Here is a 25,345-nt window from a genome sequence, read left to right on the forward strand (position 1 = left end):
TGCTATACTATCGCCCCGTCTTGATTCTTATTTAAATTCCAATTTTCCTGATATTTCTAGGGTTCGCATGAGTACAAAATTTATCTTCGTAACGGGCGGAGTCGTATCCTCCTTGGGTAAAGGTATTGCAGCTGCTTCTTTAGCCGCTATTTTAGAAGCACGTGGCTTAAAGGTAACCATTTTAAAGCTGGATCCTTACATCAATGTTGACCCTGGGACCATGAGCCCTATCCAGCACGGTGAAGTATTTGTTACCGAAGACGGCGCAGAAACCGATCTAGACTTAGGTCACTATGAGCGCTTTATTCGTACCAAAATGACCAAGCGTAACAACTTTACGCAAGGTCGAGTGTTTGAAGATGTATTACGCAAAGAGCGTAAGGGCGAGTACTTAGGCGCGACCATTCAGGTGATCCCGCATATTACCAACGACATTAAGCGCCGCGTACTAGATGGTGCGGAAGGTCATGATGTGGCCATCGTTGAAATCGGCGGCACTGTCGGTGATATCGAATCGCAACCTTTCCTAGAAGCCATTCGTCAGTTAGGTACAGAGCTTGGCCGTGAAGCCGCCTTGTTTATGCACTTAACGCTAGTGCCATTCTTAGGCCCAGCCGGTGAAGTGAAAACCAAGCCAACGCAACACTCAGTAAAAGAGTTGCGCTCAATTGGTATTCAGCCTGACATTTTGATTTGCCGCTCTGATCGCAAATTACCAGCCAACGAGCGCGCTAAAATTGCGTTGTTCACCAACGTAGAAGAAAAAGCAGTTATTTCGCTGCAAGACGTTGACAGTATCTACAAGATCCCAGCGCTACTGAAATCACAAGAATTAGACAACATTATTTGTCGTCGTTTCTACTTAGAGTGTCCAGAAGCGGACTTGTCTGAGTGGGAGCAGGTATTATATCAAGAGTCGAACCCTACTGGTGAAGTGACTATTGGTATGGTTGGTAAATACATTGAATTGCCAGACGCGTACAAGTCAGTCAACGAGGCGTTAAAGCATGCCGGCCTTAAAAACCGTGTAACGGTGAACATTGAGTACGTTGACTCGCAAGATATTGAAAGCAAGGGCACGGAATTATTAGAGCACCTTGATGCTATCTTAGTGCCAGGTGGCTTTGGTAACCGTGGTGTTGAAGGTAAAATTCTAGCGGCCAAATATGCTCGTGAAAACAAGATCCCTTACCTAGGTATTTGTTTAGGCATGCAGGTAGCACTCATTGAATACGCTCGTAATGTGGCTGGCTTAACTGATGCTAACTCAACCGAGTTTGACTTAGAAAGTCCAAACCCAGTAGTAGGCTTAATTACCGAGTGGTTGGATGCTGACGGCAAAATTGAAGTGCGTGATCATGACTCTGACCTGGGTGGCACTATGCGTTTAGGCGCACAACTTTGCCATCTGAAAGAAGGCTCAAAAGTACGTGAAGTGTACGGCAGTGCCGAAATTGTTGAGCGTCACCGTCACCGTTATGAAGTGAATAACAACTTTGTTCCAGAGCTAGAGAAAGCAGGACTGGCTTTCACTGGTTTATCTGAAGATAAGAAGTTGGTTGAAATCATTGAAAACAAAGATCATCCTTGGTTTATTGCAGCTCAGTTCCACCCTGAGTTCACTTCAACACCAAGAGATGGACATCCGCTATTTGAAGGCTTTGTAGCAGCGGCTTACAGCCACCAAAAAGCGTCTTCATAAGCGAAAAAGCCGTGCTCTTGCACGGCTTTTTTGTGGCTTATTATACCAAGTCGCTTAATTAAGTGGTCTATTTGAGGTAAGAAAATTCTGTCGATAACAAGGCAAAAATTTTGCTATTTAGTTGTTCTAAATGAGAAATTTTTAACGCAGTTAGCGTCGAATTAGCTCCCTCAAATTGAACAAGTATTAATGCGGATTGGTATTAGGCCATTTAGCAATAGGCATTCACTCTCGGGTTAAGCCAGTGTTTATTGCTAAGTTGAGTACTGACCAAGTTAATAAGGCAGTGTGACGTGTAAATTCTTCACTTTGCCAGATGCCTAAGATAGGGCAAACTTTAGCGCAATTGTAAAACGCAATTGCTATTAAATCGTTTCGCCTGCAACAACGCAGCGCAATACACACCACTTTGGGAATAAGAGGAATCAAGATGTCAAAAATCGTTAAAGTGATTGGCCGTGAAGTTATGGACTCACGCGGTAACCCAACTGTAGAAGCGGATGTTCACCTAGAGTCAGGTGCATGGGGCCGCGCATGTGCGCCATCAGGTGCCTCTACGGGAACCCGTGAAGCGCTTGAGTTACGTGATGGTGATAAGTCTCGTTACTTAGGAAAAGGTGTTTTAACTGCGGTAAACTTCATTAATAACGAAATCGCGGCAGCACTTGAAGGCCAAAACGCACTTGAGCAGCGTGCGGTAGATAATGTCATGCTAGACCTTGATGGCACAGAAAACAAAGAAAAACTAGGTGCCAATGCCATTTTAGCCGTGTCTCTTGCTACGGCAAAAGCTGCTGCACAAGACAAAGGCGTTGCTTTGTATGAGCACATTGCAGACATCAATGGCACTGCGGGTAACTACTCTATGCCAGTACCCATGATGAATATCCTAAATGGTGGTGAGCACGCGGATAACAACGTCGATATTCAAGAGTTCATGGTACAGCCTGTGGGCGCGTCAAGCTTCCGCGAAGCCCTGCGCATGGGCGCAGAAATTTTCCACAGCTTGAAAAAAGTACTTAAAGCACGTGGCCTAAATACTGCTGTAGGTGATGAAGGTGGTTTTGCCCCTGATCTTAAATCAAATGAAGAAGCCCTAGAGGTGATCGTTGAAGCGGTTTCTGCAGCAGGGTATGAAATGAATAAAGACGTGACGCTCGCGCTTGACTGTGCTGCGTCTGAATTCTACGTGGATGGCAAATACGACCTCAAAGGTGAAGGTAAAGCATTTGATTCTGAAGGTTTTGCAGGCTTCCTTGCTGACCTAGCTGCGCGCTACCCAATCGTCTCTATTGAAGACGGCTTAGACGAAAGTGACTGGGACGGCTGGAAGATCTTAACCGATAAAATTGGTGACAAAGTACAGTTAGTAGGTGACGACTTGTTTGTGACCAACACCAAGATCTTAACTCGTGGTATCGAAGAAAAAATCGGCAACTCTATCTTAATTAAGTTTAACCAGATCGGTTCTTTGTCTGAGACATTAGATGCCATCAAGATGGCGCAAGACGCAGGTTTTACAGCCGTTATCTCACACCGTTCAGGTGAAACGGAAGACGCCACCATTGCGGATCTTGCTGTAGGTACTGCAGCTGGCCAGATCAAAACCGGCTCACTGTGCCGCTCTGACCGTGTGGCTAAGTACAACCAGCTACTGCGCATCGAAGAAGCACTGGGTGAAAAGGCTGTGTACAAAGGTCGTAGCGAAATTAAAGGTCAGTAATGACCATTTGTTGAGAAATATGAACAGCCAGTGTTAACGCACTGGCTTTTTTTTGCCTGCAATTTTCGCGATCCTCACAGCGATAATCTACACTTTGATATTCTAATACACAGCATTTATTAACAAGGAAACGTGAGTAACATCATTATGGATAATGTCAATGCAATGGCCATTGTCGAGGCCTTAGCACGCGGCGTAGACCCTATTACTGGCGAAGTCATGGCACCAGACTCACCCTACAACCACCCCGAAATCATTGGTTAGTGGCAGACCTTTAGTGAGAAAACTCTTGAGCTAAAATAGCTTGGGTAAAGTTGGTTTTGAGATAAAAGCCCCGTGGCAGGGTTTGGATAATCTTACCATTGGGGCCAATGGCATCGGTGAGAGCTTTGCTATTGGCCGCTTTTGGTCGAATTTGCATCACTTCGCCGAGATGCCCGCTGATGCTCTCAACCTGGCCTGTGGCGATCAGCTCTATTTGCTCTTCCCAATCGCGTTGTAACATCTGCGCTTGCAATGGCGAGGGCTGCCACAAAAAGCCTTGACCAATGGTTCTATCGATAACGGCTATCTCGCGCTCTGCCAGAATAGGCAGCCAGAGTACATGGGCGAGCTTTTTTTTAACGCTGGAGTCTTGCCAGCGCAGGCCCGTCAGGCCCGTGAGGGGCACCACTGAGACATAAGTGGTTTCAAGGGGTTTGCCTTGATAACTGATTGGCAAGGTTTTTAGCTCGACACCAATATGCTCAAAGTCAGGGACGGGTTTTGAGCCTGCGCTTGCTCCAAGGGCCACCTCAAGCAGTTGTCCTACCCAGCCTTTTTCCTTTTGTAAGTGCTCCGGCGTCTTAAAAGCCAACTCGCTTGCCAATTCGCCTAACGTTAAGCCAGCAATACGATTAACCCGTTGCATTAACTCGCTGATGGTTTTGGGTGGCGATGGCGGTAACAAGGCAAGCTCCTATGGCGATATTGAGTTAAGTGGCCATTATAAGGCATAAATTAGTCTGGTGTAAGGTGGTTGATTTGTGCGCATTTTGTGTTTGGTCTCAAGTTATTACTTACTAACCGTTACTGGGTTTTTCTTATCTGGTTGAAATTAAAGAGCTTATTTCTTTTTTTGATGGCGTTATATCGGGCTGGAAATTATTGCCCTTTGGATAAATACAAGACTATAAACATAATTACCCACAGAATCTGTGGAGAAATTGGCTTTTATTTTCTCCCATTGTGGATTTGTTCGTAAAATATACGCATATTTCTAACTTTATGCACAAGCTGTGAGTAAGTTGCGGATAGCCGACGAATATTTGGGCATAGAATGGAATTAAATTTGCCGTGTCGCTGGAGTTGTGGAACAATCATTAAAAATCGACTTACAAATGAGGCACTAAGGTGATTGATGCCGAAGGGTTTCGTGCCAATGTCGGAATAGTGATTTGTAATAATCAGGGGCAGGTATTTTGGGCCCGTCGTTACGGACAACACTCTTGGCAATTTCCTCAAGGCGGAATAGATCAAGGGGAAACACCTGAGCAGACGATGTATCGTGAACTTCATGAAGAAGTGGGTCTTAGGCCAGAAGATGTTGAAATTGTAGCAAGTTCCAAGCATTGGTTGCGTTATAAACTACCAAAAAGGTTGATCCGACGTGATTCCAGTCCCGTCTGTATTGGCCAAAAACAAAAATGGTTTTTGTTGAAACTTAGGTGTAAAGATGAAGATGTAGATTTATTACATACCCACCACCCTGAGTTTGATGATTGGCGTTGGGTGAGTTATTGGTATCCCGTGCGCCAAGTAGTGTCGTTTAAACGCGATGTTTATCGCCGCGTGATGAAAGAGTTTGCGCCATTTGCCATGCCATTTGGTAAGCGTGAACATCATCAAGGTCAGCGGGAGCATTGGCGCAATAGACGATAATACCAATCCACTTAATTAAGCGAATTGGTATAACTTCAAGGAGCAGCATGTGTTAGCAACGTTAAGAGCAATCGCCGAATCGGTGGCGCAGCAAAGTGATTTGCAAAGTGCGCTAGATTGCTTTGTCACTATGGTGAAAGACGCGATGCACACCGAGTGCTGCTCAGTTTACTTTGCGGACTACAGCCAAGATAACTTTATACTAATGGCCACCAATGGCCTCAACCGCGATGCCATTGGTCAGTTTCGCATCGGTTTTACGGAAGGCCTGGTGGGCTTGGTGGCCCAGCGCGAAGAGCCAATCAACATTGCCCATGCCCAATCCCACCCCAGATTTAAACTATCCCCAGAAGTGAATGAAGAAGGGTTTAACGCGTTTTTATCAGTGCCCGTAGTGCATCAGCGTAAAGTGCTTGGTGTTATTGTGGTACAGCAAAAGGTGGCGCGCGTTTTCAGTCATGACGAAGAATCGTTCTTAATTACCTTATCAGCGCAATTGGCATCGCAGTTGGCCAATACCGAAATACAAACGTTATTACAAGAAGATGCTAGCAGCCATCGCACCTCGGTATTAAAGGGGGTGGCCAGTGCCCCGGGGATTGCGCTGGGGCAGGGCTATGTGGTGCTGCCTAATATCAGTTTTGCCAGTATTGAGCCCGAGCGTTCCGAGCAAACGCAACAGCAGTTGCAGTTATTCCATCAAGCCGTGGCTGCCACGCGACAAGAGTTTCATATTTTAGCCAAAACCCTCAGTGATGATATACCTAAAGAAGCCATTGCGGTATTTGAGGTTTACCAGCAGTTACTCGATGCCAAAAGCTTAGGGCAACAGGTGGAAAGTGAAATTAAACAGGGGTGGAATGCCAAAACCGCGTTAAAGCGAGTGATTGATAACCTAGTGGCACAGTTCAATGCCATGAACGACCCTTATATCAAAGAGCGTGCTGTGGATGTCAATGACATCGGTTTGCGCGTTCTGCATCATTTAGTATCGACTGAGCAAGCGGTAAAACAGTACCCTGAAGACACCATTTTAATTGCCCATACATTAACCCCGACCATGTTAGCCCAAGTGCCCAAAGACAAATTAAAAGGGGTGGTGAGCGTGCATGGCTCGGCAAACTCCCATGCTTCTATTTTAACTCGAGCGATGGGCGTCCCGGCGATTTGGGGCATTGAAAATATTCCCTTGTTACAGTTTGATGGCAAAGAAGTCATTTTAGACGCCTACGCCGGACGCTTATATATTTCTCCCTCGCAAGTGCTGGTGAATGAATACATTGAAATTAAACACAAAGACAATATTCTTCATGATAAATTTGAAGCCGAGCACGACCTGCCACCAGTAACGCTTGATGGTGAACGGATAAAACTGCTGCTCAATGCCGGCCTTGATTTATCCACTGAGACCATCGGCGCGAAATATTTTGATGGTGTGGGATTATATCGTACTGAATCTTGGTTTATGCAAAAAGGCCAATTTCCTACTCAAGCCGAGCAAGAGCAATGGTATCGCGAAGTGCTAACTCGCTACCACCCTGAGCCGGTGATCATGCGTACCTTAGACATCGGTGGCGATAAGGTGCTGGATTATTTTGATATCAAAGAAGAGAATCCGTTTTTAGGCTGGCGAGGGATCCGGGTGTCGTTAGATCATCCTGAGCTGTTTCTCGACCAGGTTAAAGCCATGATCAAAGCCAATGCGGGGTTGGGGAATCTGCGCGTTATGCTGCCCATGGTCGGTCACAGTGAAGAAATCGATGAAGCGTTGGCCTTGGTTGATCAAGCCTGCTTTGAGCTGCAAGATGAGTGGGCAGACCCTTTTTACACCATAGACCGTCCAGAGGTTGGGGTAATGCTAGAAGTGCCATCCAGCGTGTACTTGCTGCCTGAGTGGTCTAAGAAAGTCGATTTTTGCTCGGTGGGCAGTAACGATTTAACGCAATACCTGCTGGCGGTGGATAGAACCAACGCCCAAGTTGCCGACTTATTCGATCCTTACCACCCCAGTGTACTTAGAGTGTTAAACGACATTGCGCGGCAATGTGAAAAGCATGAGCTTCCCTTTAGCCTCTGTGGTGAGCTCGGTGGTGAGCCTGAAGGGGCAATTCTACTAATTGCCATGGGCTATCGCCGCTTAAGTATGAATATTTCTTCGCTAAATAAAGTCAAGTGGGTGCTGAGGCGGCTACGAGTGACGGACATGGAAGCCTTACTTGAACAGTGTTTAGCTCAACCGTCCACAAAGCAAGTACGAAGGGTGATAAAAGAGTTTATGATAGCGCATCAATTCGGTGAGCTGCTTTACACCAGTCATCAAGCAAAGGGTGCGTCTTAGCGACATTTGCGCTACCATAGCGGCGCTATAAAAAGAAGAGCTTGTGATGGAAACCATTTTACTCATCGTTGTACTTTGCGCGTTATTAGGTTGCGCGGTTGGCTTTTTGGCTGGCTTATTGGGCATAGGTGGTGGACTGTTAATTGTCCCTATTTTGTCGGTTATTTTAACGCAGTTTGAAATCATCCCACCAGAAAAGGTGGTGATCGTCGCAGTGGCCACCTCGTTGGCTTCAATCATCTTTACGTCCACGTCCTCGGCAAAAGCCCACCATAAAAACAGTAATGTGCCTTGGCAAGTAGCGCCTTGGGTGATGCTTGGCGTTGCTGTTGGTGCCCTTGGCAGTGGGTTTGCGGCAGTCTTGTTACCGGAAAAACTTGTGCGCCTCATCTTTGTGATTAGTGTCATTGGCATAGCGCTTAAAATGGCATGGAGCTCACGTCGCCCGCCTAAAACCACTCGAGTAATGCCATCTGGACCTGTGCTTGCCATCTTAACCTCAGTGACAGGGGCATTATCGGCGATGATTGGCATTGGTGGTGGGGCGCTGATAGTGCCTTTATTAACCTTTTTCTCATTAGATATGAAAAAAGCCATTGGCTGCGCTTCGGCAAGCGGAATTATCATCGCCATTTTTGGCTCGATTGGCTATATTGCTTCAGGCAGTCGCCACGTTGATATTGAGCATGGTTTTTTAGGTTTTGTTTACCTACCAGCGCTGGTAGGGATTGTGGCAACTTCATGGTTTATGGCGCCAGTTGGTGCAAAAGCAACGCACCATTTGCCGGTTGCAACGATAAAAAAAGTATTTGCCGCGCTATTGGTCGTGATTGCCGGCAACATGTTAATTAATTAAGGAAAGGCTATGGCTTTGCAGTTTCCACAGATAGATCCTGTGATTTTTTCTATCGGGCCACTGAGCGTGCGTTGGTACGGCTTGATGTATTTAATTGGCTTTGTGTTTGCCATGTGGTGGGCAGGTAAAGAAGCGAAAAAAACCAACTCAGGTTGGAATAAAGACCAAGTCGGCGATTTGGTGTTCTACTGCATGCTAGGGGTTATCCTTGGCGGCCGTATTGGTTACGTGTTGTTTTATCAATTTTCCCACTTCTTAGAAAATCCACTTTACCTATTTAGAGTGGATCAGGGCGGTATGTCTTTCCATGGTGGTGCGTTAGGGGTGATTGCTGCCATTGTGTTTTATGCCCTAAAAAATAAGCGTTCGATTTTAGCGGTAGGCGATTTTGTTGTCCCTATGGTGCCGGTTGGTTTATTTGCCGGACGCATTGGCAACTTTATTAATGGTGAGTTATGGGGCCGAGTGACGGACGTGCCGTGGGCCTTTGTCTTTCCAAGTGGTGGCCCGTTGCCGCGTCACCCATCACAGCTTTACGAAGCGTTTTTTGAAGGCCTAGTGCTATTTATTATGCTGGTGTGGTTCCGCAACAAGCCTCGTCCAGCTGGCAGTGTGGCTGGGCTATTTTTGGCAGGCTACGGTGTTTTCCGCTTTGCTATTGAGTACTTCCGTGAGCCGGATGCCCATATTGGCTTGTATGGTGGCGTTATTTCCCAAGGCCAGATTTTATCCCTGCCGATGGTGATTGCCGGAATTATGTTGATGGTGTGGGCCTACAAACGCGAAGCGACTCAGGGCAATGCAGGGCAAGTTAAGAATTAAAGAGTAACGATTATGAAGCAATATTTAGAGTTAATGCGCTATGTGCGAGATCATGGCACGAAAAAAGAAGACCGCACAGGCACCGGGACGATTAGCGTGTTTGGCTACCAAATGCGCTTTAATCTGCAACAAGGTTTCCCGCTGGTCACCACCAAAAAATGCCACTTACGCTCAATTATTCATGAGCTGCTGTGGTTTTTAAAAGGTGACACTAATATCCAGTACTTAAAAGACAATGGCGTGAGTATTTGGGATGGTTGGGCCACGGAAGAAGGCGATTTAGGGCCAGTATATGGCAGTCAGTGGCGCTCTTGGGAAGGACCAAACGGTGAAGTCATTGATCAAATCAAAGACGTGGTGGAGCAAATTAAAACCAATCCTGACTCACGGCGTTTAATTGTCAGTGCTTGGAACCCAGCATTACTGCCAGATACCCAGTATTCACCCAAAGAAAATGCCGCCATGGGCAAGCAAGCCTTGCCGCCGTGCCATACTTTGTTTCAGTTTTATGTGTTAGATGGCAAGCTTTCTTGTCAGTTGTATCAACGCAGTGCTGATATTTTCCTTGGGGTGCCATTTAACATTGCCAGCTACGCACTATTGACTATGATGATTGCGCAGGTGTGTGATTTAGAGCTAGGTGACTTTGTGCATACTTTTGGTGATGCTCACCTTTATCTTAACCACATGGAGCAGGTTGAGGAGCAGCTATCACGAGAGCCCTTTGCTAAGCCGACCATGAAGATTAATCCTGAGGTAAAAGACATCTTTGGCTTTACCTTTGACGACTTCGAGTTAGTGGACTATCAGTGTCACCCACATATTAAAGCGCCAGTGGCGATTTAATTTGCTGTAATTAAATTGGCAAATAACACATTTCTACAAATTTATTAAAGGCCAACTTAAGTTGGCCTCATAACATTGCCGTCACAACCAACCGCTGGGTGTTAGCTTTATTGGCGCTGATTATCAATAGAGTAACTACTCACCACCTGACTGTTTTTATATCAAAGTATAATTGTCACCCTGACAGCGTCACTAACACATTGAGAATAATAGAATAATTTCATCGCAAATAATTTGAAATTCAATGCGCCGTGTGTAAAATATTGAATAAATTAGGGATTAAGATTATTACAGTGAGTGTTTATCCGAGCTTTTTGTGCCATTGTGTTGAGTTTGCTTTTAGCTGCCTGTAGTGGTACACCAAAACAACCCGTGTTGAGTCAAAAGCAACTAACCGACTTAGAGAAGTTAAGCGAGTTAGAACAAGACTTAACGCAACTATTGGCTTTACTAGAACAGCAAGTGGATGTTAAAGATATCCATCAATTGCCTCAGCAAAATAAAAAAGTACGCGTTCATAAAGCCTTTAATAGAGAAAACGAAATTGTCTCAGGTTTGCAGGTAAAGCTGTTTCCCATGACAACCAGCTTAGCGTCTCAGCGGCGCTTCGATAAGCATAAAAAGCTTTTAAATGCGCTCAAGCGCAGATTCCCTAGTGTTTTCACTGACTCTTATATTCAAATACAAGAGGTTAGAAATATTCAGTGGGTAGTTTTGAATGGACTCAACTCAGTTAAAGAAGCGGCAATATACTGTCAGTTTTTCTCCATTCAAAGCGTTGATTGTAAAAAACTTTTACTAAAAAAGACTTAAAGTTTCAGGCGCCGAGGCCGATAACTTAATTGTCAATACTAAATGGTATTTTTCGACGGTATATTTATAAAGGAACTTCAATGAAATTATTTTTAAAACCTCTCCTGGCTACTTCCGTACTTGCAGCAATGTTAACTTCTCCCGCTGTTGATGCTAAAGACGCGCAATTTAAAGCAATGGTGAAAGTAAAAAATCTGTTCTCAGTAACCAGTTCTGCTCCACTTGATTTTGGCATGATTAGAGCACAAAGCCACGATACAGATACAGCCTCCCTTGTGGTTTCACCAGATCCAGAAGCTGGGCCTCAAGCACCAACCAATCCAACTGGTGGTACCGCTACTATTAACGTTATAACAGCTGGGTCGCCTGCGAGCTTTGATGTTTCTGAGGCTGCACCCAATCAAGAACTGACGATAACTAATCCAACCAACGTAGACGTGAAACCAATTGCAGGCAGTGGTCCAAGCTTTACGTTAAGTGATTTTTCCTATCATGTAACCAGCGGTGGAACCGTAGGGAGAGTGACTGACAACAAGTTTAAGGTGGACAATGAAGGCAATGCCAGCTTCAATATGGGGGCTACCTTATCGACCAACGCCGCTACAGAAAACTATGAAGATGGTGAATATGAAGCGGATTTAGAAATCACTCTAGATTATTAATTGGCTCTATGCGAAATCTAACTTGGCTGCTGCTTCTGCCTGCTATGGTATCAGCGGCCAATATTGTGATCGACCCAGAGTTAAGCTTTGGTACTATCGCGATTTCGGATTATTACCAAAACGGTTCGCTTATTGTCAGTCAGTCCACAGGAGTAAAAGCCTCTGGTAGCATATTGGTTGTTTCTCCAGGGCACCCGGCCGAGGTATATTTATCTGATTTTCCTGCGTCTACTCAGTTGGCAATTGACTTCGTGTCTGCGCCCGTAGAGTTTCGTGGTGACAATGGCATTGCTCAGCAGGCTCTGTGGCTAAGGCAACTTGAGCACCCTGACACCATATATACAGACAGTGTAGGAAGTGCCGCTTTTAAGGTAGGTGGCACCTTGTACTTCGAAGGCCAAGGAAGCACTATCACGGATGGAACTAATACCGTCACAATTTCAATCAACATAAACTATTAACAATGAAAATTATTGCCGTTTGTTTGCTACTGCTTGTTTGTTTCCAAAGTCACGCCAGTCTACTTATTACGCCAACACGAATTGCGTTTGATGATAGGCAGCGGGTCACCAAAGTAACCTTGATAAATAATAGTGATGAAAGCAAAACCTATCGAATGTCATTTCAGGAAAAGCTAGCGTTAAAAACGGGTGGATACAGTAACTTTGCTAACCCAAAAAGCAACCTCATGGCTGCAAGCTCTTATCTTAGAATGTCACCCAAGCAGGTAATCTTAGGGCCTGGGGAGCGGCAAGTGGTCAAGCTGGCATTACGAAAAAGAGCAAACATGGCTGAAGGTGAGTATCGTTCACACTTACTGTTTAGCGCTCTACCTTCGGCAAGTAAAAAGCAAGCTTCAGCAAGCTCAGAGGGTGGGATAAAGATCAACCTTATTATGAGTTATTCCATTCCAGTGCTGTTTCGAGTGGGCTCTGAGAAGCCGACAGTGTCACTGGAAAACGTTGACCTTGTTAACACCGAGCAAGGTGGCCAGCGTATCGAGTTGGTGTTAAACCGACTAGGCAAGTATAGTAGCTTTGGCCGCTTAGAAGCGTTTTGGCAAGCTGATGGGTCTGTTACAGCACAACTTGTCAGTACGTTGAGTAAGTTTTCAGTGTACCCAGAACTTAATCAGCGAGCTGTGGCTTTGGATATTCCTAAACACCTTGCGATAGAACCTCCTGGTACGCTGACCATCAAATACCTCGGCGATGAAGAGTATCAAGGTCAGACTTTTATAAATGACACGGTAAAACTATCTAAATAGTGGACGCGAAACGAACTATTATTTTGGCGCTGATCATATTGCTCTGTGCCATGCCAAGTGAAGCAACATCACAACCGTCGCTGCAAGAGCTCTTGCAGCGTATTCAAAGAGTAAAAGAAAAACTGCAAATGCGCCATTCTGGTCCTCAACAACAGCGGATCAGAGTGGGAACAGAGTTATTTCTATCCGCATATAAGGATCGTTTGTATCTTGGCGAAATAATAGCCTTAAGTGCTGAAAGAGGCGTTAAAGTAGAGCTCAAAAGCTTATTTTCAGCGCTGGGGTTTGCTATTCATCAGCAAGCAGAACATCGCTATGAGGGTTGGTTTTTTAAGCCTGAAAATACCTTCTCACTTGATCTAGCAACAAAAACTGTTGAGGTGAAAGGCATAGAAGCCACACTTACTTCAGATGAATTGCAAATAAAAGGTGATGAAGCGTATATCTCTGATGTCTTGGTGAACACCTTATTTGATGTGCGACTACTGAGTAATACACAAGACCTATCGGTTAATGTTGTAAGCAAAACTCCCTTAGCTATAGAAAAGCAACAACAACGTCAAGCAAGAGAAGTGATTAACTCACAACGACAGTCAGAAGCAACTTTGCCCTGGAAGCCGAGTCCATATAAAACGTTAGGCCGTCCGGTATTAGATGCTCAGCTTCGTGTTTCAGCTGACAACCATGATAATGATGTTTCCTATTCTGTTCTGGGTACTCAAGATGTACTTAACTGGCAAGCTAGTTACTTTCTTTCTGGCCGCAAAGAAGCGCTACTTGAGCACACCAAAATCACCTTAGATCAAGCCTATCCGGATGGTAAAAAGTTACCTTTTGGCACCGTCACACAGGTTTCATTAGGAGACGTTCAAGCTACACAAGTCGGTGCCAATGTATTTGCACAGCAAGGCCGTGGTGTCAGGATCACCGACAAACCGCTTACCCGCCCCAGTAATCAGCAACGGATATTGATTTCAGGCCCCGTACAAGTGGGCTGGGATGTCGAGTTATATCGTAATGGCTTGTTAATCGCGCAACAAAACAACATTGAAGTAGGGCGGTATGAGTTTGAAAACATTGATCTATTATATGGAGAGAATGTTTTTGAGCTGGTCATGTACGGAGGTCAAGGTCAGGTTGTCAAAGAGACAAAAACTTACTACGCGCAAAAAAATGCGATAAGAAAAGGCCAAGGGTTCTATGAGGTATCTGTTACTGAAGTAGGAAAGTCAGTAGTTGGTGATGAACTGTATTCCTCGCAAGGTGCTAGTTGGCAGCTAAATGGGCGCTATGATTATGGTTTTACAGAAGACTTTGCGGTATATGCAGGCTATCAGCACATCAAGGGTAAAAATACTCTTAACAATGAGAAGGCGCTGACTGCAGGATTGAGCGCCAATGTGAATAAGAGTGTGTTGTTAGATGTCGACTTAAACCACGGCGAACAGGAAGATTATCTGGCATTCAACATGAGAAGTAAGCTTTGGGGTCAACAAATCAGCTCAAGATATGAAACAAGGCGTGACAGAGAAGAAAGTGATAACTCTAACCGTATTAATCTAAGAGTGCTAGGAGGGGTTTCACTGGCTAATATGCCTAAAATTGCTTATCGTTTTGAATATAATGCTTTGCAAAATGAACAACAGGCGGATCGCCAGAGCTTGCAATCGCTCGTGAGTTTAGGAAATCAATGGGGGCGATTTAGTAATCAGCTCACTTGGCAGCAAATCGATGGTAATAACTCTGATGTAGGTGGCTACTTCCGCTGGCAAAGAAGGCTTTTTGGAATATATAGCCGTTTTACTGCTCGCTATGAAATGCAGCCTAAGGCTGAGTTCAGCTCTTTGCAGGCTGAAATTAGTAAACAGCTCACTGATGATGTCGATATCAGTTTCACTCACTTTAGTAATTATCAGCAACCATATCGTTACAACAAAATGGGGCTCAGTTGGAACCACGATGATTTTAGGCTTTTTAGTGACGTTAAACATGACAGTAACGATGAGTGGAATATCAGCCTATCCAGTCAATTGAGCATTGGCACATCACAAAGTCTCAGTGATGTTTTTATTACCTCTAAACGCTTAACTAGAGCTGGTTCGCTGATGGTAAAAGCTTTCATAGATGACAACAATAACGGCTATCAAGATCAAGGTGAAAAGCCGCTGAAAGGGGTTGTGGTCAAGGCTCGACAAAATTATGCCAGAGCCAAAACCGACGCAAGCGGCATCGCTTTGCTCCCTTCTATGGTCAATTATAAAAAAACGGACATTGTGGTTGAGCCAGACAGTATTCCAGAACCCTTTTTGGTGCCAGCTTCTGAAGGCTTTTCTTTTACTCCTCGCCCCGGCTACGTAGAGTACGCAGAAGTTCCATTTGTAAACTCATCTGAAGTAGAGGGGATCGTTGAGTCTTCTGCGGGAGGTAAACGTAAAGAGCTGAGCTTTACCAATGTCAGTCTTTATGACAGTCAAGGAAATGAAGTAGCAAAAACGAAAACCGCATATGATGGCTTTTATTATTTCTTAGGCTTAAAGCCTGGCACATACAAAGTGGCTGTTTCAGACACAGAAAAACTTGGGCTGGCAAGCGTTGAGGAAATCCAAGTAGAGTTAAGTGCCAAAGGGGATGTGCTGTTAGATGTCAATCATGAGCTAAAAGCATTGCAAAAGTATGAGCAGGAGTACGCAATAGCTGGCCGCTTTAAAACAATGCGGATCCTCAAAGTTTATGCTGCGATTTTAGCACAGCGTTACCCCAACATCTTAGCCTCTGGATTTAAATACGCGAAAAAGCATGATGAAAATGAATACTTACTTATTCTTGCACATGCAAAACAAGGCCGAGCGGCAAAGGTTTGCCAAGCATTGGCACCATTCAATGTTGTGTGCAATCTAGAATCACTCACTATTTATGGAAAGGATAACAATGAAACGAGTTAGTAGGCTTGCTATTGCCATGGTGACGATTGGATTAGTTGGCTGTGAAGCAACGGCAGAAAAAGCCCAGCTTAAGCCCCTAGAAATAAAAAAACAATTAGCTCTGTTGAATTCTCAGGTTGCGGAATTACAAAAAGAGGTGGCACAACTTAAAGAGGTCAAGCAACAAGTCGCGCGCTTTGAAGAGGTTCAGCAAGACTTAGATATTATTGCTGAGCAACTTACTGAAACCCTAGTTCTAGCACAAGACGGTAGTAGTAAGGTGATAGATAATAATGGGCAAAACACTAAACCGGGCCAGGGAACACAAACGTTAAAACCTGAGTTTGCAATTCAACTGGCTTCTACGACTAACTATACAAAAGCAAAGCACACTTATAAAAAGCTAAAAAAGAAACTTCCCGCACAGTTTCAGCATAGTGAAGTTAACATTGAGCAGGTAAGAATCAAAAATACGGATTATTACCGGCTGAAACTCGGTGCATTTCAAGATAAAGCAGCGGCATTTAAAGGTTGTCAAAAGTTGAAAAATATTGGATTAAATTGCCTAGTTAGCCACTATACCAGCCATAAGCTATAACTATGGTGTGACTTTTGCATTGGATCAAGCCAAGGTAACAATAGGCTTGGTATGATGAAATTTCTAATTTGGTTTACAGTCTTATTTATGGTTGCGTGTAGCAACACCAGCACGACCTCAACCAGCAATAACACAGTAGATGCAAACACCCTTCCTAATATTGAGAGTTATGGTGCGCAGCTGGCGCAATCACTGGGACAGCATGTGAGGCCATATAAACCCAACTCCACGGTTGCCGTGACGAGCTTTTTCAAAGCGGACGCATTGCAGCAAGTGACAACAGGGCAAGGGGCAGGGTTGAGTGTGGCACTGCAAGAGTCATTAATTACTCACCTCACTCAAATGGGAGCCGATGTTGTGGAATATCGTCTGTCTGAGTCTTTATCTTTACAAGATGCTGCCGATAACATGCTAACAAGAGAGTTAGCTAACGTGGTTCAACGCCAGAAAATTGACTTGGTAGTAGTAGGGACGATTGTAGAAACTCAAGATGCCTATCTGGTTAATGCCAGACTAGTTGGTACCTTACACAATAAAGCCGTTTCTGCAGCAGCAGTCAGCATTCCAAAGTCGGTCATGTGGGGGACGCAAAATGTCACTCACCGTGATGGCCAGTTGATCCGAAGCCAATATTAGTGGAGCAGGCAATGTTTAAAAATTTAGTTAGTGTCATTTTACCGCTTACATTGATGGTCGGTTGTGCCCAAGGGAGCTTTTTCGCTGTAGAGGGGGCGCCTGAACAGCAGTCGAGAAATGGCTTTGCAAAGGATTCCATGTTTCAAAGCAACCCCAGCGGAATGAAACAGTTTTCGATTAGTCAGCAAATGGCGGGCAAAAACGTTACCCATTATGTCCAAAGCATTATGCAAGACATGGTGGCCAACATAAAACACGTGAATGAAAAAACGCCCATTGCCGTTACCAGTTTTGTTTTTTTGGATAAAGATTTTAATCAAGCGTCGTTATTGGGCAATCAATTAGCAGAGAGTTTTATTCACGAATTGCATACCTTTGGTATTCCAGTTGTGGATTTCAAAACCACGGATTACATCCGAGTGACCCCAGAAGGGGATTTCGTATTTAGTCGAGACTTCCTTGAGTTATCAGACGACCACCCATTTTTATATGTCTTAGGTGGTACCTTGGTTAACCATCAAGGTGGTGTAATGGTAAACGCCCGTATAGTTGGTCTGCGCAGTAAGAGCGTGGTCGGTACCGCGCAAGGCTTTTTACCACAGAATATCGTAAACGCCTTAGAAGATGGTGCGGCCTATGACGGTATTTTGCTTGAGCAAGCGAATTAGGAGCAGAGACATGAAAAACGCAGTTCTGTTCGCCACCACGTTAGCTCTGTTAGGTGGCTGTGAAATGACCGAACAGCAAGCTCAGCAAGGAGACAGCAAAGAGCAATCTGATATTGATGCCTTGTACGCCATGATGGCCGCACAAGAACAGCAAGCATTGGATGAGCAGTCGGCAATGACCCAGGACATGGGGTTCGTAAGCTATCGCCATCGTAAGCAGGTGGCAAATTATGCCAGCCAAATTGCGCTAGAGCTATCTGATACTATATTAGGACAGCAGCCAGAAGCGATTGCGGTTGCCAGCTTTGTAAACTTTAATGAGTCATTACGACAAACCAATCAGTTGGGGAACCAGCTGGCAGAGTCGTTAATGCATCAAATGCAAAAGTTGGGCTACCAAGCACTGGATTTTAAAGCGTTAGGAAAAATTGAGGTGACGCCCAGTGGCGACCTGAATTTTTCTCGTAAAGCCAGCCGCCTAAAGGTAGCTCAAGCACCAAGCCATGTACTAACAGGTACCATGATTTACCGCGCTCGCGGAGTCGAAGTGAATGCTCGACTGTTGGAGTTTGATAGCAACCTCGTGGTAGCGACTACGGCGGTGACTATTCCCTACTTTATCTTAGATGGCCAAGCAACGGCATCGAGATAACCCTAACCGCGCTGAGTGAGCTTTAGTTCCCTTTTGGACTGACAAAAAGCTCACCATTCCCTAAAGAAAAGCTTCAAAAAGTGATAGTAATCAGTATACTAGAAGCTAATAACGATTCCTTAAATGAATTGACTGTTTGCGGTAAGAAACTTGAGTGTAACAGTGGCTCCCGCAAATGGCGCAAGTATCAATACGGAACGTTATAAAGCTGCTAAGTGGATGTCCCCATAGTTTAATGGATAAAACTAGGCCCTCCTAAGGCTTCGATGTAGGTTCGATTCCTACTGGGGACGCCATTCTTCAAAGAGCAAAATCCTCCTCTTGCTCTACCTGAATTTCTACTAAGTCGTTTATTTGTACGTTGTTGAGTGGGCGTTTACTTATGTTCACCGCCACTGCATTTTGGGCGTTAACTTGTGTAACTCGAACCTTATTAATGGTCTTGATTTGGCGCATGTACTGCTTGCCGCGTGCGTTGGTAACTGGGCTGCTGTGCGCGATATTCAGTACTTGGCCATTTTCCAGTCCATGCATACGGCCAAGGTTAATAATCACTTGATCGCCGTCAACGTGCAGAATTTTACCGTTCGTTGCCAAGCAAGCCACGGCGGCATTTAAGTCTATGGTGACTTGTTCGAGTGTTAACTGGATTTCGTCGGCATAATCTGTGCGCCAGAAACGTTCGCTGTACACGTCTATTAGCTTGGTCTTTTTAAATGGCCAAACGCCTTGTGTGGCGTATTGCTTTTGCCACACACGTTCGTGCGATAAGGCATCAAAAAGGGCAAAGTCGATTTTAAAGCTACGCAAAAACTTATCGCTCTGCCAAAATGCAAAGTCACTGTTAAGCTTATCCACACTGGAAATATCGCTGATCTGGGAAAGCAAGACATATTGGCTATTGGTATTGGCGGTAACGGTTTCAATTAAACGTTCGTTATAATCAAAACGCTGGCTAAAAAAGCGTTCAACATTGATGGTTTGTGCGAAGTAGGGCACTGGCTCTAAGCTGGTGCTTTGGCTATTCATGGTTTGATAGAGCTTTTTACTCACCACCTTGTGTATGTCAAAGATTTGACCCAAGGTTGCTTGGTGTTTGTTCTTTAATTGACTTTGGGTGATGGCGATTTGTTTATTGTAGGCGCTGATAGGGCACTGCTGATCCTGTGGCATAATATCAATGTGTAAGGTGACGTGCCAGCTATCACCTACCCGTGACTCCGACACCACATTGGCGCTTTGCACTTGGGCGTTGGAGCGTATCTTTAATTCATCCTGAGTCAGCACACCATCGGTGACGGTTTGTACACTGCTGACATTGGCGCCAGAAAATAACAGAGCCTGGGTAATGGCATCGTTGACAGCCTTACGTTTGGCTTTTTGCTGATCACCACTTTTGATGTCAGCAATACCTGTTACTTCAAACCACTCCGCGCTAGCGCCACTGGCGTAAGATAAACTGATGAGTGATAAGCTTAGTACAATATGCTTGTTCATTTTGAGCAACCTAATTCATTAACTACCTTAATATCAGCAATACCTGTGCCAAATTTTGGCAGGATTCGTGCATATATCAACTAAGTGAACTCTTATACCAGTTCGCTTAACAAGTGGCCTACTCGAGGCGAACAAGGCGTAATGCGGACTGGTATTGTATTTATTGATTGTAGTGGAGATGGTTAGGATGAGGGTATTTAAATCACGTTACGTACTGCTTTTGGTCACCACATTCGCCTGGCTTAACGGCTGTGCCAGTATTGCAGACAAACACATCGAGTACGAAACAATAAAACCTGATAGCTATCCGGTACTCAAAGCCGTGGGTTATGCGCCGTTAAGTGCACAACCGGGAGCGACGGATGGCGAGAAACAGTTGATGGCAATCAAGGTTTCTAAGCTTGAAGCGTATCGTGAATTAGCGGAGCAACTGTATGGACAGAAGCTGACTGCAACAACCACGGTAAAAGGGGCCATTGCGCAAAATGATGGCTTAAAGAGTCAAGTTAATGGCCTTATCAGAGGCGCGAAAGTGCTCAAAAGCTACTCAGTCGGTGATACCTATGCCACGGAATTAGAGCTGGATATGAAAAGAGTGTACGACCTTTATATAGCGCAAACTAAGCCAAAGAAAATAAAAAAGATCCGCTACAGCATCAAATAACAGCTAACACATTGAAAGCCTAGTTTAGGCTTTCAAGTTCTTAACTAGCTTATTATCACTGCTTTTCACGCTGCCGTCTTCACCATAAGTCACTGACGCAGGCACACCTATCAAGATTTCTTTCAGCTCTCTGGTGCTAACATTGGCATGGTGAGCCGCTTTGGCGTTAACTTCATTTTTGCGCTTACAATCATTTAGCAGGGATTTAACTTGATCTACTAGGGGCGTTAGTTCTTCGTTTTTGAACAGTTCAACATCGACTTGAGCGAGTTCTTTGTCGAGTTGTTGTAGTTTTGTGATGTGTGAGAGTTTTTCCCGAGCGATATCTTTTAAGCTATCACCGCGGCGAGAGGCGAGTGCCTCAAGCTCGTCCACTAGAAGCTGGGTCAAAGCTTCAAGTGCACTAATTTGTTGCGATAGTTTGTGGTGGCAAAGCCGAACCGTATCATCCATAAATCTCGAACTCAAATGCTGCTATGTTTTTTGCCAGTTTATCGGCATCAATCTGGTACTTGCCTTCGGCAATGGCTTTTTTCAGCTCTGCGACTTTTTTATCGTCAAAACCGGAAGACTGTTGCGCCTTATCATTTACAGACTTCAACTGTTGTGCCTGTGGTGTTAGGCTCACTGAATCCGCAGCCGCTTTAGGTACTGCAGGTGCTTTATTATTGGTGGCATTGGCTTCGTTACGTTGTAACTCGGCTTTTTGTTGCTTAACATTGTTAGCAACGGATGTAGATTGATTTTGACCGTTAACTTGATTAACCATGATTGTAGACCCAATACTATTATACTCTCAGCCACTTTATCGGCTTGCGTAAGCATTACTTTAGCAAATTTTTTATAAATTCACCTCAACAGTTTCTACATCGATAACTCTAGCACGTAAGGTCTTGCCAGAGCGAGCATTTTTTACCCGAACTAAATCCCCTTTATTGCCGTCTTGCAGTGCTTCACCGGCTGTTTTTATGACCAAACCTCCGGATTTGGCAAAAATAGTCACGCCATCACCTTTGCATACCATACAAATATGACGCTGGGTGAAGGCTTGCCCCTCACGAATGTTGCGTTTACTGCGGCTGCCAATAATGAGCTTTGCTTCTTCTATATATGAAACTCGACGAAAACGTTTGGGTTGATACTCTTTTTTGATGTCTTCAGCCGTAATGATACTGCCTTTTTCGAGCATGTTGGCACTAACTAATACTGGGAATAGGCGGTCGATCCGGACATGGACGTATTGCGTCCAGCTGACTAAATCGTTGCAGCGTAATTGTACGGTAACCTGAGTATTAAAAGGGGGAGTCATGGCCGTAGCGCGCTCTAATGGCTGTTGACACTCTCGGGTCGGGATGCGGTCATCCAGCGGTATGGTGGTAACCGAGAGCTTGCTATCAGGGTTTTGTTCGATTTGAGGAGTAATAAAATCAATGGCAGCTTGCTCCAACATGTTGTTGTCATATTGCTGACAATGGGCATAGCCTATGCCTATAAAATAAGCGAACAAACAAAAAAATTGATTGTAATAGGTTTTTTTTAACAAACTCATGATGTTTCGACTATGCTTATGGGGTGAAACAAGGTATAAAGATTCTGCTTTAATAACTGCACCTAATCAAGGGTGTTTAACCATATCAGAGTCGAAGCAAAGATCGTTCCGATTAGCGGTTTATTCAGTAGGAGATTGAAATGGCAGGTGTTTTAGATTCGGTGAACCAACGTACCCAGCTGGTTGGGCAAAACCGACTCGAGCTATTACTTTTTCGGCTTCAAGGTCGACAACGCTTCGGTATTAATGTCTTTAAGGTCAGAGAAGTGCTGCAATGTCCTGCCCTGACCAGCATGCCAAAGTCTAATCCGCTAATCCGTGGTGTGGCTCACATTCGTGGTCAAACTATTTCTGTGATTGATATGTCGCTGGCGGTAGGTGGGCCTCCTATCCAAGATATTCGCAATTGTTTTATTGTCATCGCCGAATATAACCGCTCAGTTCAAGGGTTTCTAGTGAGTGCTGTCGAGCGTATTGTCAATATGAACTGGGAGAAAATAATGCCGCCACCATCGGGGGCTGGTCGTTATTCTTACCTAACCGCAGTAACAGAAATTGAAGATGAATTAGTCGAGATCCTTGACGTAGAAAAGATCTTAAACGAAATTTGTCCTATAGACACTGAGGTCAGTGCAGGAATTGTCTCTGATGGCGAGATGCAAAAAGATTTGGGTGAGCGTATTGTGTTTATTGCTGATGACTCGGCAGTAGCGCGAAACCAAGTCAAACGTGCATTAGAACCGTTAGGAGTGCAAACCGAGTTGGCTAAAAACGGTAAAGAAGCGCTGATCAGGCTTAGAGAAATTGCCGACATGGACTGTCAAAATAATGTCACCGAGCGCGTAGGCTTGCTGATATCGGATGTTGAAATGCCGGAAATGGATGGCTATACCTTAACGGCTGAGATCAAGGCGGATCCAAAGTTAGCGCCACTTCATGTTATTTTACATACTTCGTTAAGTGGAGTATTCAATCAGGCTATGATTGAAAAAGTAGGCGCAGATGATTTTATTGCTAAGTTTAACCCCGATGAATTAGCCGCAGCGGTTAAGAAATGGGTTCATTGTGATTAAAGCTGGTGGTAGCACTTGGAAAATAAGCATTTAGAGCAAAAAGAGTACGATCAATTTCGAACCTTTCTGGAGCAGCAGTGTGGGATCGTACTGGGCGACAACAAATTGTACTTGGTTAAAAGTCGGTTAGCTCCACTGATGGCGCGCTTCAATGTTGAGTCTTTGTCATCGTTAGTTGCTAAAACACTTAGCCCCCATGAACGGCAACTTCGTGCCGCGGTGGTTGATGCTATGACCACCAATGAAACCTTATGGTTTAGAGATACTTATCCGTTTGAGTTACTGAAAAATCGCATCCTGCCGGAGTTCAAAGACTTAAGAAGGCCAGTGAAAATTTGGTCGGCGGCAAGTTCGTCAGGACAAGAGCCGTATTCCATTGCCATGTCAGCTAATGAATACGTTAGTAAGTCGCCTGGCGCCCTCAAGATGGGCGTGCAGATAGTGGGTACTGACATTTCTAATACCATGCTTGATATGTGTAAAAACGCTGAATATGACGCTTTGGCGTTGGCGCGTGGATTGTCTCCAGAGCGGCGCAAAAAGTTTTTTACCGACAGCGGTAACGGTATGGCCAAAGTGGTGGAGCCAATTCGAAAAATGGTGAGCTTTAGACACCTTAACTTGTTGGACTCTTATGCTTTGATGGGCAAGTTTGATGTCATCTTTTGCCGTAATGTACTGATTTATTTTTCCCCAGAAGTCAAAGCAAAAATCATTGCGCAATTTGCACAGTCACTCAATCCTAATGGCTATTTGTTTTTAGGTGCCTCTGAGTCAATGGCTGGATTGAGTGATGACTTCACTATGATCCGCTGTAACCCAGGTATTATTTACCAGAAAAAATAGTCACTCTGCCATTAAGTTTTGCAACAGTGTCTCAAAACACTGTTGCAAGCTAGATTTCTACCTTTCGACTTATTCATTGTTTTGCCTTTGCCTTTGCCTTGCCTTTGCCGTTGCCATTGAGTTGCTGTTGCCGAACCTTGTCTTGCTTAGCCTTGCGATACTACTTCTGAAAATAACTTTTTCTCACCATAGTAAACCGTTTGGTGCTAATTTTTAGTAATAAACTGACCATCAACACTTACTTTAACCTTTACTTTTTTGCTCTATTCACTGTGATTCTGAGTGAGCATAAGTTTAATGAATTAGCCTCAAATAGATATACATCTCGCCTTTAAAGTAATATTACTCATTGAAATAAAAAGGAAAAAATAAATTTATATTTTGGCCTAAAGATTGCTTAATCACTGTGAGTCAAATTTTTGGAGTTTAACTATGGCTATAAGTTTCGATAAAGCACTGGGTGTTCATCAGCATACCATGCTGATCCGCTCGCAACGTGCGGAAATGTTAGCGAGTAATATCGCAAATGCGGACACTCCAGGATACAAAGCAAAAGATATTGACTTCGCAGGTGCCTTAAAAGCGGCAAAAGCGGGGCAAAGAAGCGGCAATGATATGGTTAGAACCGATGCTAAGCATCTCAGTGGTGGCACTAAAATGACCAACGCAAATGAACTATATCGCTCGCCAAATCAAGCAGATACAGGTGATGGCAACTCAGTGGATATACAAGTGGAACGGAACTTGTATACACAGAATGCATTAGAGTACCAAGCCAGTTTGCAATTTTTATCTGGTAAGTTCAGCGGCCTTAAAAAGGCACTGGGTGGTCAAGGAGCATAATTATGAGTCTTTACAACGTTTTTGATATTTCTGGCTCGGGCATGAGTGCCCAAAATGTGCGCCTGAACACCACTGCGAGTAACATTTCGAATGCCAACTCGATAAGCTCCAGCCAAGAGGGAGTGTATCGCGCTAGGCATGCGGTATTTGCAGCTGAACTTTCTAAAGCTTCAACATCCCAAAACAATGCCATGGGATCGTCCGTTGGAGTTAAGGTGTTAGGTGTGGTTGAAAGCGATAAGCCGCTTCAGATTGAGTACAGCCCCAACCATCCTAGCGCTGATGCAAATGGCTACATTTATAAACCGAATGTGAATGTGGTAGAGGAGATGGCAAATATGATTTCAGCCTCTCGCTCATACCAAACCAATGTTCAGGTTGCAGATGCAGCGAAGCAAATGTTGAGCAAAACCCTGCAGCTTGGTCAGCGCTAGATTGGGAGTAACAGC

Annotated in this window: 27 protein-coding genes and 1 tRNA gene; 23 read left to right on the forward strand and 5 right to left on the reverse strand. The window is 44.5% G+C overall.

The genetic code is table 11. The features are described 5' to 3' along the window. Positions 1-67 precede the first annotated feature (67 nt). From R3P39_RS03485 to R3P39_RS03495, 3 genes are all read left to right on the forward strand, one after another. Positions 68-1,702: a CTP synthase gene (locus tag R3P39_RS03485; RefSeq protein ID WP_336565665.1), complete on the forward strand. Its 1,635-nt coding sequence runs from the start codon at positions 68-70 to the stop codon at positions 1,700-1,702. Between the two features lie 430 nt (positions 1,703-2,132). Beyond that, positions 2,133-3,425, forward strand: a complete 1,293-nt coding sequence (gene eno, locus R3P39_RS03490) for a phosphopyruvate hydratase (protein WP_336565667.1) — start codon at positions 2,133-2,135, stop codon at positions 3,423-3,425. 132 nt (positions 3,426-3,557) lie between these two features. Beyond that, positions 3,558-3,689: a hypothetical protein gene (locus R3P39_RS03495; RefSeq protein WP_336565669.1), complete on the forward strand. Its 132-nt coding sequence runs from the start codon at positions 3,558-3,560 to the stop codon at positions 3,687-3,689. 10 nt (positions 3,690-3,699) lie between these two features. Here the strand turns inward: R3P39_RS03495 and mutH are convergent, their stop codons facing one another. Further along, positions 3,700-4,374, reverse strand: coding sequence for a DNA mismatch repair endonuclease MutH (mutH, locus tag R3P39_RS03500; protein WP_336565670.1), 675 nt, complete (start codon positions 4,372-4,374; stop codon positions 3,700-3,702). A gap of 443 nt (positions 4,375-4,817) precedes the next feature. Here mutH and rppH point away from each other — a divergent pair, with 443 nt between their 5' ends. The 15 genes from rppH to R3P39_RS03575 all read left to right on the forward strand — a co-directional run bounded on the left by rppH (position 4,818) and on the right by R3P39_RS03575 (position 18,720). After that, positions 4,818-5,345 (forward strand): RNA pyrophosphohydrolase, encoded by a 528-nt coding sequence (gene rppH / locus R3P39_RS03505; RefSeq protein WP_336565672.1) that lies wholly within the window; start codon positions 4,818-4,820, stop codon positions 5,343-5,345. A gap of 49 nt (positions 5,346-5,394) precedes the next feature. Next, positions 5,395-7,683 carry a phosphoenolpyruvate--protein phosphotransferase gene (ptsP, locus tag R3P39_RS03510; RefSeq protein WP_336565673.1) on the forward strand — a complete coding sequence of 763 codons (2,289 nt, stop codon included), beginning with the start codon at positions 5,395-5,397 and terminating at the stop codon, positions 7,681-7,683. 46 nt (positions 7,684-7,729) lie between these two features. Further along, entirely contained in the window at positions 7,730-8,539 is an 810-nt protein-coding gene (locus tag R3P39_RS03515) for a sulfite exporter TauE/SafE family protein (protein ID WP_336565674.1), read from the forward strand. Between the two features lie 9 nt (positions 8,540-8,548). Next, on the forward strand, positions 8,549-9,361 hold the full coding sequence (lgt, locus tag R3P39_RS03520; protein ID WP_336565675.1) for a prolipoprotein diacylglyceryl transferase: 813 nt from the start codon (positions 8,549-8,551) through the stop codon (positions 9,359-9,361). Positions 9,362-9,373: 12 nt separating this feature from the next. Then, entirely contained in the window at positions 9,374-10,207 is an 834-nt protein-coding gene (locus R3P39_RS03525; RefSeq protein WP_336565676.1) for a thymidylate synthase, read from the forward strand. Positions 10,208-10,648: 441 nt separating this feature from the next. Continuing rightward, complete coding sequence (locus R3P39_RS03530; RefSeq protein WP_336565677.1) at positions 10,649-11,020, forward strand: hypothetical protein; 372 nt, start codon at positions 10,649-10,651, stop codon at positions 11,018-11,020. A gap of 80 nt (positions 11,021-11,100) precedes the next feature. Beyond that, positions 11,101-11,682, forward strand: coding sequence for a DUF4402 domain-containing protein (locus R3P39_RS03535; RefSeq protein WP_336565678.1), 582 nt, complete (start codon positions 11,101-11,103; stop codon positions 11,680-11,682). Between the two features lie 8 nt (positions 11,683-11,690). Beyond that, entirely contained in the window at positions 11,691-12,143 is a 453-nt protein-coding gene (locus tag R3P39_RS03540) for a DUF4402 domain-containing protein (RefSeq protein WP_336565679.1), read from the forward strand. A gap of 2 nt (positions 12,144-12,145) precedes the next feature. Next, positions 12,146-12,949: a fimbrial biogenesis chaperone gene (locus R3P39_RS03545; RefSeq protein WP_336565680.1), complete on the forward strand. Its 804-nt coding sequence runs from the start codon at positions 12,146-12,148 to the stop codon at positions 12,947-12,949. A gap of 23 nt (positions 12,950-12,972) precedes the next feature. Continuing rightward, the gene (locus tag R3P39_RS03550) at positions 12,973-15,891 is read left to right on the forward strand and encodes a hypothetical protein (RefSeq protein WP_336565681.1); all 2,919 of its coding nucleotides are present in this window, start codon (positions 12,973-12,975) and stop codon (positions 15,889-15,891) included. Next, on the forward strand, positions 15,863-16,468 hold the full coding sequence (locus R3P39_RS03555) for an SPOR domain-containing protein (protein WP_336565682.1): 606 nt from the start codon (positions 15,863-15,865) through the stop codon (positions 16,466-16,468). The genes R3P39_RS03550 and R3P39_RS03555 overlap by 29 nt, the downstream gene beginning before the upstream one ends. Positions 16,469-16,519: 51 nt before the next feature. Continuing rightward, the gene (locus R3P39_RS03560; RefSeq protein ID WP_336565683.1) at positions 16,520-17,104 is read left to right on the forward strand and encodes a FlgO family outer membrane protein; all 585 of its coding nucleotides are present in this window, start codon (positions 16,520-16,522) and stop codon (positions 17,102-17,104) included. Between the two features lie 11 nt (positions 17,105-17,115). Further along, the gene (locus R3P39_RS03565) at positions 17,116-17,772 is read left to right on the forward strand and encodes a FlgO family outer membrane protein (protein ID WP_336565684.1); all 657 of its coding nucleotides are present in this window, start codon (positions 17,116-17,118) and stop codon (positions 17,770-17,772) included. 10 nt (positions 17,773-17,782) lie between these two features. Next, entirely contained in the window at positions 17,783-18,424 is a 642-nt protein-coding gene (locus R3P39_RS03570) for a FlgO family outer membrane protein (RefSeq protein ID WP_336565686.1), read from the forward strand. A gap of 221 nt (positions 18,425-18,645) precedes the next feature. Next, positions 18,646-18,720, forward strand: a tRNA-Arg gene (locus R3P39_RS03575). 4 nt (positions 18,721-18,724) lie between these two features. On the opposite strand, the gene R3P39_RS03580 is transcribed toward R3P39_RS03575, so the two are convergent. After that, positions 18,725-19,921: a flagellar assembly protein T N-terminal domain-containing protein gene (locus R3P39_RS03580; RefSeq protein ID WP_336565687.1), complete on the reverse strand. Its 1,197-nt coding sequence runs from the start codon at positions 19,919-19,921 to the stop codon at positions 18,725-18,727. Between the two features lie 187 nt (positions 19,922-20,108). On the opposite strand from R3P39_RS03580, the gene R3P39_RS03585 reads away from it, so the two are divergent. Beyond that, complete coding sequence (locus R3P39_RS03585; protein WP_336565689.1) at positions 20,109-20,585, forward strand: LPP20 family lipoprotein; 477 nt, start codon at positions 20,109-20,111, stop codon at positions 20,583-20,585. Positions 20,586-20,609: 24 nt separating this feature from the next. On the opposite strand, the gene R3P39_RS03590 is transcribed toward R3P39_RS03585, so the two are convergent. The 3 genes from R3P39_RS03590 to flgA form a co-directional block, all read right to left on the reverse strand. Beyond that, positions 20,610-21,038: a flagella synthesis protein FlgN gene (locus tag R3P39_RS03590; protein WP_336565691.1), complete on the reverse strand. Its 429-nt coding sequence runs from the start codon at positions 21,036-21,038 to the stop codon at positions 20,610-20,612. Then, positions 21,031-21,354, reverse strand: coding sequence for a flagellar biosynthesis anti-sigma factor FlgM (flgM, locus tag R3P39_RS03595; RefSeq protein WP_336565693.1), 324 nt, complete (start codon positions 21,352-21,354; stop codon positions 21,031-21,033). Before flgM ends, R3P39_RS03590 begins: the two co-directional genes overlap by 8 nt. Before the next feature lie 72 nt (positions 21,355-21,426). Continuing rightward, a complete protein-coding gene (gene flgA / locus R3P39_RS03600) occupies positions 21,427-22,134 on the reverse strand; it encodes a flagellar basal body P-ring formation chaperone FlgA (protein WP_336565694.1) in 708 nt (235 codons plus the stop codon). Between the two features lie 140 nt (positions 22,135-22,274). On the opposite strand from flgA, the gene R3P39_RS03605 reads away from it, so the two are divergent. The 4 genes from R3P39_RS03605 (at position 22,275) to flgC (ending at position 25,330) form a co-directional block, all read left to right on the forward strand. Beyond that, positions 22,275-23,207 (forward strand): chemotaxis protein CheV, encoded by a 933-nt coding sequence (locus tag R3P39_RS03605; protein WP_336565696.1) that lies wholly within the window; start codon positions 22,275-22,277, stop codon positions 23,205-23,207. A gap of 15 nt (positions 23,208-23,222) precedes the next feature. Further along, positions 23,223-24,053, forward strand: a complete 831-nt coding sequence (locus tag R3P39_RS03610; RefSeq protein ID WP_336565698.1) for a CheR family methyltransferase — start codon at positions 23,223-23,225, stop codon at positions 24,051-24,053. 432 nt (positions 24,054-24,485) lie between these two features. Further along, a complete protein-coding gene (gene flgB / locus R3P39_RS03615; protein WP_336565700.1) occupies positions 24,486-24,896 on the forward strand; it encodes a flagellar basal body rod protein FlgB in 411 nt (136 codons plus the stop codon). A 2-nt stretch (positions 24,897-24,898) separates the two neighbouring features. Then, positions 24,899-25,330, forward strand: coding sequence for a flagellar basal body rod protein FlgC (flgC, locus tag R3P39_RS03620; RefSeq protein ID WP_336565702.1), 432 nt, complete (start codon positions 24,899-24,901; stop codon positions 25,328-25,330). Positions 25,331-25,345 lie beyond the last annotated feature (15 nt).

This window comes from Pseudoalteromonas sp. UG3-2 (assembly GCF_037120705.1).
Lineage (GTDB): Bacteria > Pseudomonadota > Gammaproteobacteria > Enterobacterales > Alteromonadaceae > Pseudoalteromonas.